Source organism: Chryseobacterium sp. KACC 21268 (genome assembly GCA_028736075.1).
In the GTDB taxonomy this organism is placed as follows: domain Bacteria; phylum Bacteroidota; class Bacteroidia; order Flavobacteriales; family Weeksellaceae; genus Epilithonimonas.
Window position 1 is genome coordinate 312798 of the sequence record CP117875.1, and the last position, 15933, is coordinate 328730.

A 15933-nucleotide genomic window follows, 5' to 3' on the forward strand; every position below is an offset into this window, starting at 1 on the left:
AAAGACCAAGATTTTGACCAATTAAATTTAGTACTTTTAAAGTATAAATTTGATGATGAAAAAAACTTACCTGATTTTATTAATGTCCTTAATTATATTTTCTTGCAAAAAAGAAAATCAATCGGAAGGTTATTTGAATCCGGAAGATTATGACGCACAATTGCTCGGAATTCCGAAGGCTCAAATCGATTCTATCCGAAAAAGCGAAGAAAGCAAACAAGCAGTTTTGAGGAAAGTGTCGTACGAATTGGATTCTGCCACAACGATTGATGTGATGCTTCCTATCAGCAATTTTCTTAAAGAATATTCATTTTCTGGCGACATTAGCTTGACGGACCCAAACGCAACTTCCGTACCTGAAGGTTTTGAATATCCGGAATCCATCAGCATTCAGAATCCTATTTCCGATGGCGATTCCGGTGAATTGCTATTGGTCGGGAAATCTGCAAATGCTAATATCTTTCCGGTTTCTGATATTAAAAAATTCAATGAGCCGGAAAAAATTCTTTTCGAAGACAAAAATGCTTTGCTATACGTGGATGGCTATGGTCGCAAGAAAATGTATTACAGGCAATATAATCCAGCAAACTCAACGTACTACCTCTACACCGCCGAAGTTCCGAAATACAACGACCCGAAGCTTCAATATGCCTCACTTTTCTCAACTTATAAAAAAGCGCAAAATCTTTTGGCTTTTGACAAGGAAACCTTACCCGAAAATCTGACTTGGGAAAAAATCAAACCGAGCCCTTCTGAGCCAGAATTCAAAAACTACCAGGTCTATTACAAATCATTGGAAAAGGAACTCAAATATTTTCTTAAAGACAATGACAGCGTCAATATCAACCGAGATAAAATGCAGTTTTACTTCTATCGTGACGAAGACCATAGCAAAAATACCTTCAATCAAGTTGGGATTTTGGGAAACTCAGAATTTGCAGGAACGTTTGAGGATTTGAATTTTGACAACCGAATGTATTCTGGCTATTTCAAACAGATTTATGCTCGTGATGATGAATTCAAATTTATCAGAAACATCAGTGAGAACAGTATTTTGATGAAAGCCATTCAAGTTGGATACAGCTCTGACACGGTAAGTTATTACATCATCAGTTCCATCAAGACAGAAAAAGGACAGTTTTATCTCATCAGTCCGACCAACGAAAATGGAGATGATTTGACCTCGTTGATGAATGATTATTTCAGCAAACATTTAAAAATATAATTGTTTGCTTCTGGCTTTTAGCTTTTTACTAATGTTCTAATATTAAAAATTATGCTTAAAATATTTCAACTCTTTTTAACTTTAATTGTGCTTTCAATCGTCACAATCTCCTGCAATCCCGTTGGAGAAATAGTTTCCGAAGAAAAACCGCTGGACGACCAATTGGTCAACACCACAGAAAACATTGATTTGAAGAAAGGTGACGTTCTCGTCATTTGGGGGAAAATGGATGCATCATTTCTGGAGAATAACAATGTTCCTTCTTTTCGCTTGAACTACAATCTCAGCTTGGATGGAAAAACCATTGAAAACTCTACTGTGACGATGTTTGCGGGCAATGATAAAATCATCAATTCTACGCACGAAGTTAGAAAAGACGAGAAGGAAGAAGAAGAACAAACTCAGAATGAAACTTCTGATGATGAAAATAATTCTGAAGAAACGCCAGAAGAAAAACCTGAAAAAATCGTAAAATCTGACTGGACTTTTGAACAAGAAGTGATTCAAATTCCAATTGAGAAAGACGGGAAATATACTTTAGATTACAAAGCCAGCAGTGATAGTGAATCGGCGAGAAGTATGTTTACGAAAGTGGCTGTGATATTGAGGAAGAGATAGTAAAGACAGGAATTTAATATGAAATTAAAAGAAATCGAACTTACCGAAAATAACCATTTCATTGCAATGGAATACTATTTTTTAATATTAAATAGAACTTTCCTTATCTTAAAATTGGATGATTTTTTAGTTGGAATACAGGCTAACGGAATGGTGAGTGTTGAAGGAGGTGGAGATATAATCACGCATTTTGTAACTTCAAAAATGGCTATCGATAATGATTTAGAAAATCCTTTTTCTTATTTGAAAAATAAGTATTTAGATAAAATCGCCAACTTAGATTTATTAGATGGTAGTATCATAAATGCTAACAAAACGAATTTTATTTTAAAAATTTCTGATATAAAATCTGCCACTTATAATCCTTCTAAGAAATTCGGAATGGGTCATTATCCTCACGATGGAAGAGTTACAATCCGAACAATTCAAAATAAGAAAAGGGAATTTATTATTCTTGGCAACCAATCAGGACAGCACATTGCAAACTTACTGACAAAATAAATAGAAACAAATGTATTTCGTTAATTGACGCTTAACTACTTCTTATTCAACGTCTCAAAAGCAATATAATAAATCCCATAAAACACAATCGTCGTCAGAATCATCGCAATGGAAAAAGTGTGTTTCACAAAATCCAAAACATAGTCTTTGAACATAAATTGCTCGTCATAAATCCCGCTGTAAAACGGATAAACATTAATCATCGTTATAAGTCCAGCAAGAATCAAGGGGAAAATCCAATTGTACTTTTTGATGTAAGAGACAATCCAAAAACTGGCGATGTAGATAGCACTCAGCAAAAGTCCTTCCAGCCTTTTATCATTATCAAGAATGTCATTTTTATAGAAAAACAGAATCAAGACAGATGCGATAATCAGATGAATCTTCTTAGCTTTTTTGAAGTTTGATGGGGAAAGGAATTTTATTTTATCATCAAATCTTATCATTAATAAAGAAAAAATATTAATCACGGGAACCCAAACCGAGCTTCCAATCACGCCGTAATATTTCTGTTTCTGAAGGCTTCTTTCCTTCAAAAATTGACCTACAAATCTGGAGCAAATCACGAACAACGCAATGACAGCAATATTATTGAGCCAACCAAAAACCGTCAACTTTTCTCCGAAGAAATCGAGCTGAAGTGAAACTGCATTTTCAATCAAATAAGCGAAACCGAAAATCAAACAGCTGATGGAAATCAAAACTGTAACGCCAAAATATCGGTTGGCAAATTGTAAAACCTTGCTTGAAAAATGGTAAATATTTTCCCGATTGATGACACAACCTGTCAGAAATAAAAAGGTACCCAAAAACGCCACACTTCTCACAGAAGTCAGAGCATAATAAATAAAAGTCACGATGAATTCGCCCGTTTTCGAACTGAAAGTCCCTGTGGAAATCATTTGCTCCACGATTCCCATATCAGAATTGTAGAGCGAAAACAGACCGAGATTCAAAATGAATATTTTTCCAAACGCCCATTTTCCGGTTACCAGTTCTTCCACCAAATATCGTTTGCTCAAAACAAAAATGGCAAGCAATTCTATAATCAAATATGAATATTTTCGAATCGTCCCAGAATTGACAATGGTTTCAAACGGAATATAATAATCCAAAAAATTCCGAATCTCTTTCATAAAAAAGAAACACAAAATCAACAGAGGAAGCGCCATTACAAAGGATTTCCAACGTCTATTGATAACAAAATACCAAAGAAAAAACAAACAGTGAAGCGCCGAAGAGAAGATGTCAAAAATCTTCGCCAACGAAGAATCTTTTTGCTCGGGATAAAAGAAATTGGTGATAAAATCCACACCTACAAAGATTGCCAGCAAAATCCATAAGCTTTGGATGGATTTAAAAATCTTCGGCGATAAAACGTCGTTGTTCTCCATTTGTGAAAATATATTTTTACTAATATAATCAAAACCTGGCAGTAGATAATAAAAAAAGAGGTCAAAGAGACTTTTGTGATTAATAAAAATTGTCAAAACCTTATATCTTTCTTATTTTTACAAACTAAATTTTAAAATCTAAAATTAAAATGTCTAGAATCCTAACCGGAATACAAGCCACCGGAACACCACATTTGGGAAATCTTTTGGGAGCCATCATTCCCGCAGTAGAATTGTCCAAACAAGCAAACAACGAATCTTTTTTGTTCATCGCCAATCTTCATTCTTTGACTCAAATTAAAGATGCAAAAGAATTGAAACAAAACACCTACGAGATTGCCGCAGCTTGGCTTGCCTGCGGACTAGACACAGAAAAAACTTATTTCTACAGACAAAGTGACATTCCAGAAACCTGCGAACTCTCGTGGCATTTGTCGTGCTTTTTTCCTTATCAAAGATTGACATTAGCACATTCTTTCAAAGATAAAGCGGACAGATTGCAAGATGTAAACGCTGGACTTTTCACCTACCCGATTTTAATGGCTGCTGATATTTTGTTGTACGATGCGGAAATTGTTCCGGTTGGGAAAGATCAACTTCAACATTTGGAGATTGCGAGAGATGTGGCTTCGAGGTTTAACAATCAAATGGGTGAAGTTTTGGTTTTGCCTCAAGCAGAATTACAGCAAGACACGAAATACGTTCCTGGAACCGACGGACACAAAATGTCAAAATCGAGAGGAAATATCATTAATATTTTCCTCCCAGAGAAAGAACTAAAAAAACAGGTAATGTCTATTGAGACTGATTCTACGCCTTTGGAAGATCCAAAAGATCCTGAAACTGATAAAGTTTTCGCCGTCTACGCTTTGGTTGCAACACCTGAACAGACTGAAGAATTAAGAGCTAAATATTTGGCTGGAAATTATGGCTATGGTCACGCAAAAAAGGAATTGTTGGATTTGATTTTAACAAGATTTGCTAAGGAAAGAGAGACTTTCGATTATTATATGAACAACCTTTCAGAGCTCGAATCTAAACTTCAGGAAGGCGCTCAGAAAACAAGAAAAATAGCTTTGGAAACGATTACCAGAGTGCGAGAAAGTTTGGGAATTTAATTATAATCGAACTTCAACATATAACAAAGCCTTTCAAATTGAAAGGCTTTTCTTTTATAAATATTCTTTGACTTCTGACAAATGTTTGATGACTTTCAAATCCACTTCTTGGGGATTATCATCGTAAACATCAAAGAAAATTACATCAATCCCGAATCTTTGCGCACCTTTTACGTCTGCTATCCAATCGTCACCAATCAAAACACTTTCTGATTTTTCAGCTCTGGCAAGATCTAGAGAATGTTGGAAAATTTCCGGTCTGGGTTTTCGTACGCCAACAGAATCTGCACTTGTAATGGTTTCAAAATAGTCAGCAATTCCGGAAAGAATACATTTTCTCTCGGTCACTTCCTGGAAACCATTGGAGATGATGTGCATTTTGTATTCTTTGGATTCTAAATAATCCAGCAGATCTGCTGCGCCGGGAACCAACTCATTATATTTCAGAATCTCATCCAGGAAATGATGTTCAAAATAATCTGCAAGATCCTGATCATCTACTTCGAACCTTAAGAAGGTGTTGTAAAATCTATATTTTCTCAGATATTCTTTATCAATTTCACCATCGCGGATTTGTTCCCAAAGTTTCTCATTGATGTCGTGATAAGCATCGTGAAACAACTCAAAATCGATGTTATAAAGTTCGGAGATCTTCTTTTGGGAGAATAATTCCTTGATGGTCAAATATGCGTTTTTGCGGTGATCCCAAAGTGTGTTGTCGAGATCAAAAAAAATGTGCCTTACGTTTTTCATAAGGCACAAATCTAATCATTTTTGATCCACGTAGGAAAGTTCAATCATAAAAATCAATTATTTAAAATCTAAAAATGCTTAGTTCTTTGAAACTAAAATGGTTTTACTGTTCTTAGTTTTCATCGGATGGATATTCTTGGAATAACTCATCAGAAAATCGATTATTTCTTTTTTCGGCATCAAAGCTTTCGTTGTTAAAGTGTCGTTTTTTTTCATAGGCTGACTTTTACAACAATAACGCCAAAAGAAAATCTTTATTATTAAATATTTATTATTTTGTCAAAATTATTTTATGCTCGTCCATAATCTTTCTAAGGTTGATCAGCGCATATCTCACTCTTCCAAGTGTAGTATTGATACTTGTATCTGTATGATCTGCAATCTCTTTGAAGCTTAATCCATCAAAAAACCTAAGCTTGATCACCTCTTGCTGGTTCTCAGGAAGCATTACGAGCATTTTCAAAAGATCGTCATTTATTTGCTTATCTATCAATCGGTCTTCGATATTGCTTTCCGGTTCTTTGATGATATCAAAGATGGAAAACTCTTCGTTTTCATAAGATGTTTCGGAGATCTTGATGTGTTTGGATTGCAGGCGGAAATGATCGATGATCAAATTGTGTGCGATCCGTTTTGCCCAGAGAATGAATTTGTTTTCCTCCTTGTAACGGCCTTCTTTTAGCGTCACAATAATCTTGATAAAGGTATCCTGGAAGATGTCATTGGCCAAATCTTCGTCCATCAGTTTGTAATAGATGAAGCTGAAAAGATCTTTCTTGTGCCTGTTAATCAGAAGAGAAAGTGAGTTTTCGTCACCATTCTGATATTTTAGAATCAATTGGCTATCAGTTTGCGTTTTCATAATAATACTTCTTTAATATAAAACCCAGCAAATCATCAGTTACTGAGGTAACTAATTTTCCTGACTCGGTTGTTTTAATTTTTAATGAAGTAGAGTTTAATCTATACGCTGATTTTAGGTTTGTAAAAGTAATAAAAAACTCAAAACAAAATGTTAATGAATTGTTAAACTTTCATATTTCTTTAATTTGATTCAAATATATTATAAAAGTTAAATCAATTAAGTAGAACTAATGGGATATTTATTGTGAAATTGATATTGAGTCCTTTCAGTTCTTTCCCATTGACACCTTCTTTATCGAGCGAAAATCCATATCCGCCAGTCAGATCTAAAATTCCAAAAAGACTGAAGCCAGCCTTGGGAGCGATGTATTTATTCGTGGCTTCTGCACCTAAAATGAAATAATGGGCGTGATAAAAGTCCACATTTTTCTGAAAATTTAACAAGAAATCAGCGTTCACTTTTGGCATGATCGCGAACTTACTATTAGCAGAACCCATCAATGCTGAGGCGCCAACGCGGAAAAGGACATCATCATTGCTGAGGAAAAGCAACTTCCCTCCTATTTCCCCAAAACTTTGATTCTGATAGACGTAACCTGCTGTGATGAACTTATGCATTGTCAATTGTGACTTAGCAAAACCACCGAAAGCCATTAATATAAATAGGATAAATATTTTTGATTTCATTTTAGTAATCTTATTTACGACAAAAATAATAAAAGAGATGTTTGAAACAGAAGTTTGTTGAAAGAATATCGAGAAATAAAAAAACTGCTCCATCCAAAGACAAAGCAGTTTCATTATTTATACAAGAATCAGATTAAAGTCCGAATTCTTTTTTGATATCATCTACTCGATCCAGTTTTTCCCAAGTGAAAAATTCCAGGTCTTTCAAAGTGATTTCGTTTTTAAGGCCTTTGTTGAAAGTTTTATCAGCTACATAGTATTCTTTCCCCATATGTCCGTAGGCTGCAGTCTCGATATAGATCGGATTTCTAAGCTTAAGGTTTTTCTCAACGGCGTAAGGTCTAAGGTCAAACAATTGCTGAACTTTTTTCGCCAATTCGCCATCGTTGATATCCAGTTTTGAAGTTCCGTAAGTATTGATGTAAAGCCCACAAGGTTCTGCCACACCAATTGCATAAGAAACCTGCACCAAAACCTCATCTGCAACACCAGCTGCTACTAAGTTTTTTGCAATGTGTCTCGTTGCGTAAGCTGCACTTCTGTCCACTTTACTTGGATCTTTTCCAGAGAATGCACCACCTCCGTGAGCACCTTTCCCACCGTAAGTATCCACGATGATCTTTCTTCCCGTCAAACCCGTATCGCCGTGAGGACCACCTATCACAAATTTTCCAGTCGGGTTGATGTGATATTTGATGTCGCCGTTAAACAACTGCTGGATCTCAGGTTTTTGCTTAGCTTTGATCTTAGGGATCAAGATCTCAATAATATCTCTTTTGATCTTCGCCAACATCGCTTCTTCGCTTCCGAAATCGTCGTGCTGCGTAGAAACGACGATGCTGTCGATTCTCACTGGTTTGTGGTCATCAGAATATTCAATTGTTACCTGAGATTTTGCATCGGGACGAAGGTAAGGAATCGCGGAACCATCTCTTCTTAGATCCGCTAATTCTTTAAGAATTTGATGAGCAAGATCCAAAGCCAAAGGCATATAATTCTCAGTTTCATTGGTCGCATAACCGAACATCATTCCCTGATCTCCAGCACCTTGAGCATTTGCTCTGGTCTCGAAATCGGTTTCATCCAAAGTTCTGTCGACACCTTGGTTGATATCCGGAGATTGCTCGTGGATCGCAGAGATCACCCCACAAGAATCACCATTGAACATATATTCGCTTTTTGTGTAACCAATTTTGTTGATCACATTTCTTGCAATTTGCTGAACATCAAGATAAGCTTCTGACTTCACCTCACCTGCCAAAACCACCTGACCTGTTGTCACAAGCGTTTCGCAAGCTACTTTTGAGTTTTTGTCGTAAGCTAAAAAATGGTCGATAAGCGCATCAGAGATCTGATCGGCTACTTTATCAGGATGTCCTTCAGAAACTGATTCGGACGTAAATAAATAAGACATAAATTATTCCTTTTTATATTAAATTTTTGAGGTAAAACAATGATTGTTTAAAAAAGGAACTAAAAGAGAAAAAAATCTGTTTTAGCATTTTTTATTGAGGTTGCAATCAGTCAAAGTTCTCCTCCGTTTATTCAAAAATCGACTGCAAATTTACAAACTAATTTTTAGATTTCAAAATCAATTCCTATGAAGCCAGTATGAATTTATTCAGGTTTGACGCTTTTATAATTTTCACGGTCTTTGTAGAAATTAAGTTTCTGTTCCATAGATGTTCGGATCTCAGAAATCAACTCATCAATGATCTTTTGTTTGTAGGTCGGCTTGTAGTAGATCAAACTGATCTCTCTGTAAGGGAAAGGCTTGATGAATCTGGAAACTTTTTCTTTTTGTTCTGATGATAATTGCTGAACGCCGATCTCAGAAAGGATGGTAATTCCGCCAACTTTATCCACCATTTGGATCAAAGTATTTACATTCGAAGCCAAGAATTCCAAGTTTTTCGGCTTCAAAGAATTTTCTTTCAGATGACAGATATTTTCGAATTGCGTTCTCAGGCAATTGCCTTCTTCCAAAAGCCAAACTTTGTTCACATCAATATCTTCCGGAACCACGAAGCAATCTTTCTTTTGCCCAGACTCTGTTCCAGAGTACAACATCAATTCTTCATTAAACAAAAAGTCCTGATAAAACTCATCCGCCGCAGAATATGGTGTTGATATAATTCCTGCATCCAACTCTCCAGATTTTAAAGACTTGATAATGCTTTCCGTCGTCATCTCTTTGATATTCAATTCGATCTGTGGATTTTTTTGAAGAAAACTAAAGATCTCGTTTGGAAGGACATAGGTCGAAACCGTCGGAATGATCCCAAGATTAAGTTTTCCAGCCAAGATATTATTCAGAAAATTAGCCTTGTTGCGCAGTTCCATCACAGCATCGATGATCTTTTGAGCTTCTTTGATGAGTTCGCCACCGGCATCTGTCGTCCTGATCGGATGTGTGGTCCTGTCAAATATCTTAACATCCAGCTCATCTTCAAACTTTTGGATCATTGCACTCAAAGTAGGCTGAGTGATAAAACAGGCTTGTGCAGCTTTGCCAAAATGTTTATATTTATCTACTGCAATCAAATATTCTAACTGTTGGATATTCACGACTTGTAATTTATTTTATCTATGACAAATATACTTATTAATTTGTTTCATAAATAAGTTTTTTTATCGAATTTAGCTTTAAAATATCATACATCAATAAAATCTGAAATATGGAAAACAAAAAAAAACTCACCAATTCTGTAGGCGCTCCCTATTATGAGCATCAGGATTCACAGACTGTTGGCCCACGCGGTCCGGTTCTGCTACAGGATTTCATTCTTCAGGAAAATCTTGCGCATTTTGTAAGAGAGAGAATTCCCGAAAGAATCGTTCACGCCAAAGGTTCTGGTGCGTACGGGACTTTTACGGTGACACAAGACATCAGTCATTTGACAAGAGCAAAAATATTTTCCCAAGTTGGAAACTCTTGCAAAATGTTTGCAAGATTCTCAACCGTTGGTGGCGAAATGGGAAGCGCCGATACAGAAAGAGACCCAAGAGGTTTCGCTTTGAAATTTTATACCGAAGACGGAAATTGGGATCTGGTTGGAAACAACACGCCGGTTTTCTTTATTAAGGATGCTAAGAAATTCCCAGACTTCATTCATACTCAAAAACGTGTTCCGAAAACCAATCTGAAAAGCAAAACAATGGTTTGGGATTTCTGGTCTTTGAATCCGGAATCGCTTCATCAAGTTTTGATCTTAATGTCAGACAGAGGAACACCTCACGGATACAGACATATGCACGGATTCGGAAGCCACACTTTTTCTTTGATCAATGCAAACAATGAAAGAACTTGGGTCAAATTCCATTTCAAAACGCAACAAGGCATCAAAAACTTCACAGATGATGAAGCCACAAAAATGAAAGGCGAAAACCCAGATTTCTCACAAGAAGATCTGGTGAATGAGATCGAGGCTGGAAATTTCCCAAAATGGAAACTTTACATCCAAACAATGACCGAAGAGCAAGCGAAAGAATGGCGTTGGAATCCTTTCGACGTCACGAAAGTTTGGTTCCAAGACGAATTCCCATTGCAAGAAGTTGGCGTGATGGAACTGAATGAAGTGCCAAGAAATTATTTCGTTCACGTAGAACAATCTGCTTTTGCACCAAGCCATTTGGTGGACGGCATCAGTTTTTCTCCAGACAAAATGTTGCAAGGAAGATTATTCTCCTATGCCGATGCACACAGATATAGATTGGGTGTTAATTCTCATCAACTGGAAGTTAACAAATGTCCTTTCGCAGTGAACAATTTCCAAAGAGCAGGACATATGGCAGACGATTCTGACTATGGCGACAAACCAAACTATTTCCCAAACAGTTTCAGCGATGTGGAACCTACGGAATCTTACAAGAATTTGGAATATGATCTGGACAATTCCCGCGTTGCCCATTTCGACAGAAATCAAAATGATGATGACCATTACACGCAGCCTGGATTGTTTTATACTAAAGCTTTAGACCAAGAAGCGAGAACGGCTTTGGTAAACAACATCGTTGGTCATCTCGGCGGTGTTGATGGACCAAAACGTGACGAGATCATCAACCGCCAGCTTTGTCATTTCTTCCGAGCGAACATCGAGCTTGGAATGAGAGTGGCTCAAGGAATTGGTGTCAACATCGATACTAATATGATGAATCACACCAAATAAACTTTGGGATTATAGAAAAATAAAACATAGACAATTAAAATAGAACCTTCCGCCTTTTTTCGGAAGGTTTTTTTATTAACATTAATGTCACATTCAAAATAAAGTAAATTTTATGAAAAGTTCATAAATTGAAAGTTTAAATTAATTTATAAGTAAATGAAAAGAATTTTTACCTCATTAATCGCAACCGCGGCGCCTTTATTTGTAATGTCTCAAAATGTTAATATCAATATTTTGAAGGACATAAATCCAGGCTCAGAAGGCTCATCAATCTCACAATTAAAAACCTTTGGAAACAAACTCTATTTCTCTGCCGATGATGGCATTCACGAAAATGAACTTTGGGTTACAGACGGCACCAGCACAGGAACTAGACTTGTGAAAGACATCAATCCAACTGGAAATTCAGGCATTGTAGAACTCACAGAAGCAGGCGGAAAATTGGTATTCAGTGCGTTCGACGGAAGCACCGGAATCGAATTGTGGGTGACCGATGGAACAGAAGCAGGAACCAAACTACTAAAAGATATTTATCCAGGCGAATCAAGTTCCGTTGCCTTGAATTTTAAACAATACGGGAACAGAGCAATCTTTGTTGCCAATGACGGCACTCACGGTGAAGAAGTTTGGATCACAGATGGTACAGAAGCAGGAACGTATATGATAAAAGACATTGCGCCAGGAAGCGAAAGTTCCTATTCATCTGACTTTACAGAATACAAAGGCAAAATATACTTCCAGGCCAGCAATGGAATCGATGGTTGGGAACTTTGGACCACAGACGGCACAGAAGCAGGAACTTATATGGTGAAAGATATTTTCGCGGGCTCAGACTCTTCGCCAAGAAGATTTAAAGTTTTCAACGACAAACTTTTCTTCCGAGCAGATGACGAAAACGGTGATGAACTTTGGGTGACAGACGGAACCGAAGCGGGAACTTTGCTTGTGAAAGACATCAATCCAACCGAAGGATCAAGCATCAACGAATTTGTTGAGATCAATGGAAGATTATGCTTCAGAGCGACTGATGGCGTTCACGGTGCTGAACTTTGGACCACAGACGGCACAGAAGCTGGGACAGTTCTTGTGAAAGACATTAATCCTGGAGGTGCAGATTCTTTCCCAGGAGCGTTGACGGTTTTCAACGACAAAGTTTATTTCCAGGCAACAGACGGCGTGCATTCAGAAGAACTTTGGGTGAGTGACGGAACGCCGAACGGAACTTATATGGTAAAAGACATCAATCCAGATAGTTATTCTGCACCAAACTTCTTTGCCACCTTCAAAGACAAATTGTTCTTTGTGGCCATAGATGGAAGCAACGGCAGCGAACTGTGGATGACAGACGGTTCAGAAAATGGAACTGTAAAATTGACACCACCAAATGCGACCGAACCAAGCCCTTTATATTTCCTACCGTTCTTCACAGAATTTAACAATGAGTTGTTTTTCAAAGCTGAATTTGACGATCAAGGCGTGGAACTCTGGAAACTTTCTCTCGGAGAATTAAATGTTACCGATGTTCAAAAATCGCTTACCATTCAGATTTATCCGAATCCTGTGCAATCAGAATTGAAAGTTCAAACGGCCAACAAGGAAATCATCGACCAACTTTCTATCTACGGATTAGACGGAAAATTAATTAAAACAAGCCATCCTAAAAGCAACAATCCAGCGATCAATGTTTCTCAACTTTCAAAAGGAACTTACCTTCTCGAAGTTCAGACATCGAAAGGAAAAACAAATAAGAAGTTCATTAAAAATTAATTCTTTGCTTTTTTAAAATCTAAAATCAGTCTCAATCTTAGAGGCTGATTTTTTTTGATCATCAAACAAAGGCTAATTGATTTATATTTAACCATATATTTTCTATATTCGCTTCCCTATAATTTTATTTATGACAAAATTTTTATTCTCTGTAGCCACTGCTTTTTTATCAATTTCAATATCTGCACAACAACAAAAAATATCTTTTGAAACGTCCGAAGGTTACAATCTCGGAACCGTTATCGGACAAAAAGAATGGACTGTGAAAACGGATAATGTTCCGAATAATAATTTCAAAGTTGTATCTGGAAATGCGACCGATGGCAATAATTCTGTGGAAGTGACAAGCACAGACGACTACACAGGAAATATGACTTACCTCTTCAAAAAAATCCCAGAATACAACAGACTTTCGGTTTCTGCAGATATAAAGCTGGAAAAATTGGAGAGTTCCGAATATTATATGCTGTCATTATATTATAACAACAATGGGAATTATTCTTGGGCTGGAGGATTCAATTTTTTAATCAGTGGAAATTTTTATGCTGATAATGATCTCAATTTTCAAGCTCTCGGAACGTGGATTCCAGGAAAATGGTATAATTTAAAAATCGAAATCGACCACGTTACTGAAAAAAACATCAAATATTATCTTGACAATCAATTGGTCCACACTTCCGCACTCAGTTCTAAAGTTGTGAGAGTGAATGATTTGAATTTTGAATTTGATAATGACGGCAGTGGTTTTATCGTCGATAACATCATCATAAAAGATATGGATCAATTGGCTGTGAACGAAATCAACAAAACCAAGATCAGTATTTTCCCAAATCCAAGTTCAGATTTCATTAATATTAAGTCTGACGAAGAAATCAAATCACTCAAAATTTATGACGTCAAAGGTTCATTAATAAAATCTGACAACACTTCGAAAATCGATATTTCTGCTTTCCCAAAAGGAAACTACATCATTTCCATCGAAACAAAATCTGGAACTGAAACTAAAAAATTCATCAAAAACTAAGCACTAAATTTTTGATTTTCAATACAAGCTATCAATTAAATGATGGCTTTTTTAATTTCTTATCGATAATTTTTTCATTACTTTTGTAGCTATGAGTCAAAAATGGATCTATAAACCCGAGCCGGACGAAGAAATTGTTGATGGATTAATTTCTTCTATTGGTTTTGGAACTTTAGAGTCCAAGATCTTGGTAATGCGTGGCATCGATAATTATCAAAAAGCCCGCGAATTCTTCAAACCAAACGGCACAGACATCCACAATCCTTTCTTGATGGCCGATATGCAAAAAGCGGTCGAACGCATTGCAACGTCGATAGAAAACGGCGAAAAAATATTGGTTTACGGCGATTATGATGTGGACGGAACCACTTCCGTGGCTTTGATGTACTTGTACCTCAGCAAAATCGTTGATAAAAAATATTTAGATTTTTATATCCCAGACAGAAATGTCGAAGGGTACGGGATTTCCGACGAAGGAATTGACTTTGCAAGAGACAACGGATTTTCGTTGATCATCGCTTTGGATTGCGGGATCAAATCTGTGGACAAAATAGATTATGCCAATTCTGTAGGTGTGGATTTCATCATTTGTGACCACCATTTACCAGGCGAAAAACTCCCGAATGCCGTTGCTGTTCTGGATCCGAAAAGAAAAGACTGCCGATATCCTTACAAGGAATTGAGTGGTTGTGGCGTTGGTTTCAAACTTTGTCAAGGTCTTAACACGATCTATAAAATCCCGGAAAGCGAATTGTTTGAATTGACAGATTTGCTAGCCATAAGTATTGCTTCAGACATCGTGGCGATGACCGGTGAGAATCGCGTTTTGGCGATGCAAGGTTTGAAATTCCTTAGAAAAACCAGAAAATTTGGTTTAAGACTTTTGATTCCGGAAGAGAAATTAGCACATTTCGAAATTTCAAATATCGTTTTTGACATTGCTCCGAAGATCAACGCGGCTGGCAGAATTTCGCACGCAAAAGCTTCGGTTGAACTAATGATCTCAGACAACCTGAAACAGGCGCAACAAATGGTTGAAAACATCATCAACCTGAATGATGAACGCCGGGAAATGGACATCAACATCACACAATCGGCGATGAATCAAGCCTTGGAAATGCATAAAACACAACGCTACTCCACCATTGTTTACGACCCGATTTGGAACAAAGGTGTGATTGGAATCGTTGCTTCCAGATTGATTGAAAATTACTTCAAACCGACCTTGGTCTTCACCGAAGGAAATAATGGCGAAATGGTTGCCTCGGCGAGATCTGTTTCGGATTTTGACATTCATAAAGCTTTGGAATTCTGTTCCGATTTGTTTATGAAATTTGGCGGCCATCAGGCGGCCGCAGGACTTTCTATGGAAAAGGAAAAGTTTGAGGAATTTAAAATACGATTTGAAGATTACGTTAAAACTAATATTCAGGAACATCAGAAGGAACCGACAATCTATGTTGACAGCGTTGTGAATCCGGAAGATTTGAATCGGGAATTCATTAATTTCCATAGAAAACTGGCACCTTTTGGACCTCAAAATATGAAGCCCGTTCTAGTACTCAAAAATGTGAAGGTCAATGGCTACGTCAGGTTGATGGGGAAAGAAAGCACACATCTCAAATTCAATATCTTACAGCCTTCAAATGGTAGAAATATAGAATGTGTAGGATTTCGATTTGGCCAATTTGTCGAAGATTTTAAAACTAAATCTTTCGATTTGGCGTTCACCATCGAGGAAAATCATTGGAAAGGAAACGTATCGCATTTCTTGAATATTAGAGATGTGAATTTCAGAGATTAAAATATAAAC

15 protein-coding genes are annotated in these 15933 nt (G+C 36.9%); 8 read left to right on the top strand and 7 right to left on the bottom strand.

Annotated elements, in window-relative coordinates:
• The first annotated feature begins 52 nt into the window (after positions 1-52).
• From PQ459_01555 to PQ459_01565, 3 genes are read left to right on the top strand one after another with little or no spacing between them, the layout of a single operon-like run.
• Complete coding sequence (locus PQ459_01555) at positions 53-1225, top strand: hypothetical protein (protein WDF47178.1); 1173 nt, start codon at positions 53-55, stop codon at positions 1223-1225.
• Between the two features lie 51 nt (positions 1226-1276).
• The gene (locus PQ459_01560; GenBank protein ID WDF47179.1) at positions 1277-1843 is read left to right on the top strand and encodes a hypothetical protein; all 567 of its coding nucleotides are present in this window, start codon (positions 1277-1279) and stop codon (positions 1841-1843) included.
• 18 nt (positions 1844-1861) lie between these two features.
• A complete protein-coding gene (locus tag PQ459_01565; protein WDF47180.1) occupies positions 1862-2344 on the top strand; it encodes a hypothetical protein in 483 nt (160 codons plus the stop codon).
• 35 nt (positions 2345-2379) lie between these two features.
• Here PQ459_01565 and PQ459_01570 read toward each other — a convergent pair whose 3' ends face one another.
• Positions 2380-3738 (bottom strand): hypothetical protein, encoded by a 1359-nt coding sequence (locus PQ459_01570; GenBank protein WDF47181.1) that lies wholly within the window; start codon positions 3736-3738, stop codon positions 2380-2382.
• Between the two features lie 149 nt (positions 3739-3887).
• Between PQ459_01570 and trpS the strand changes: the two genes are divergently transcribed.
• The gene (trpS, locus tag PQ459_01575) at positions 3888-4856 is read left to right on the top strand and encodes a tryptophan--tRNA ligase (GenBank protein ID WDF47182.1); all 969 of its coding nucleotides are present in this window, start codon (positions 3888-3890) and stop codon (positions 4854-4856) included.
• Positions 4857-4910: 54 nt separating this feature from the next.
• On the opposite strand, the gene PQ459_01580 is transcribed toward trpS, so the two are convergent.
• The 6 genes from PQ459_01580 to PQ459_01605 all read right to left on the bottom strand — a co-directional run bounded on the left by PQ459_01580 (position 4911) and on the right by PQ459_01605 (position 9728).
• Positions 4911-5609 carry a YjjG family noncanonical pyrimidine nucleotidase gene (locus PQ459_01580; GenBank protein ID WDF47183.1) on the bottom strand — a complete coding sequence of 233 codons (699 nt, stop codon included), beginning with the start codon at positions 5607-5609 and terminating at the stop codon, positions 4911-4913.
• 78 nt (positions 5610-5687) lie between these two features.
• The gene (locus PQ459_01585) at positions 5688-5825 is read right to left on the bottom strand and encodes a hypothetical protein (protein WDF47184.1); all 138 of its coding nucleotides are present in this window, start codon (positions 5823-5825) and stop codon (positions 5688-5690) included.
• A 55-nt stretch (positions 5826-5880) separates the two neighbouring features.
• Positions 5881-6471, bottom strand: a complete 591-nt coding sequence (locus tag PQ459_01590) for a sigma-70 family RNA polymerase sigma factor (GenBank protein ID WDF47185.1) — start codon at positions 6469-6471, stop codon at positions 5881-5883.
• Positions 6472-6686: 215 nt separating this feature from the next.
• Positions 6687-7160: a hypothetical protein gene (locus PQ459_01595; GenBank protein ID WDF47186.1), complete on the bottom strand. Its 474-nt coding sequence runs from the start codon at positions 7158-7160 to the stop codon at positions 6687-6689.
• Between the two features lie 133 nt (positions 7161-7293).
• Positions 7294-8574, bottom strand: coding sequence for a methionine adenosyltransferase (gene metK, locus PQ459_01600; GenBank protein WDF47187.1), 1281 nt, complete (start codon positions 8572-8574; stop codon positions 7294-7296).
• Positions 8575-8777: 203 nt separating this feature from the next.
• Positions 8778-9728: a LysR substrate-binding domain-containing protein gene (locus PQ459_01605; protein WDF47188.1), complete on the bottom strand. Its 951-nt coding sequence runs from the start codon at positions 9726-9728 to the stop codon at positions 8778-8780.
• A 110-nt stretch (positions 9729-9838) separates the two neighbouring features.
• Here PQ459_01605 and PQ459_01610 point away from each other — a divergent pair, with 110 nt between their 5' ends.
• From PQ459_01610 to recJ, 4 genes are all read left to right on the top strand, one after another.
• Positions 9839-11329, top strand: coding sequence for a catalase (locus tag PQ459_01610; protein ID WDF47189.1), 1491 nt, complete (start codon positions 9839-9841; stop codon positions 11327-11329).
• A 156-nt stretch (positions 11330-11485) separates the two neighbouring features.
• Complete coding sequence (locus tag PQ459_01615) at positions 11486-13096, top strand: T9SS type A sorting domain-containing protein (protein ID WDF47190.1); 1611 nt, start codon at positions 11486-11488, stop codon at positions 13094-13096.
• 130 nt (positions 13097-13226) lie between these two features.
• A complete protein-coding gene (locus tag PQ459_01620; GenBank protein ID WDF47191.1) occupies positions 13227-14120 on the top strand; it encodes a T9SS type A sorting domain-containing protein in 894 nt (297 codons plus the stop codon).
• 91 nt (positions 14121-14211) lie between these two features.
• Entirely contained in the window at positions 14212-15924 is a 1713-nt protein-coding gene (gene recJ / locus PQ459_01625; GenBank protein ID WDF47192.1) for a single-stranded-DNA-specific exonuclease RecJ, read from the top strand.
• The last annotated feature ends 9 nt before the right edge of the window (positions 15925-15933 follow it).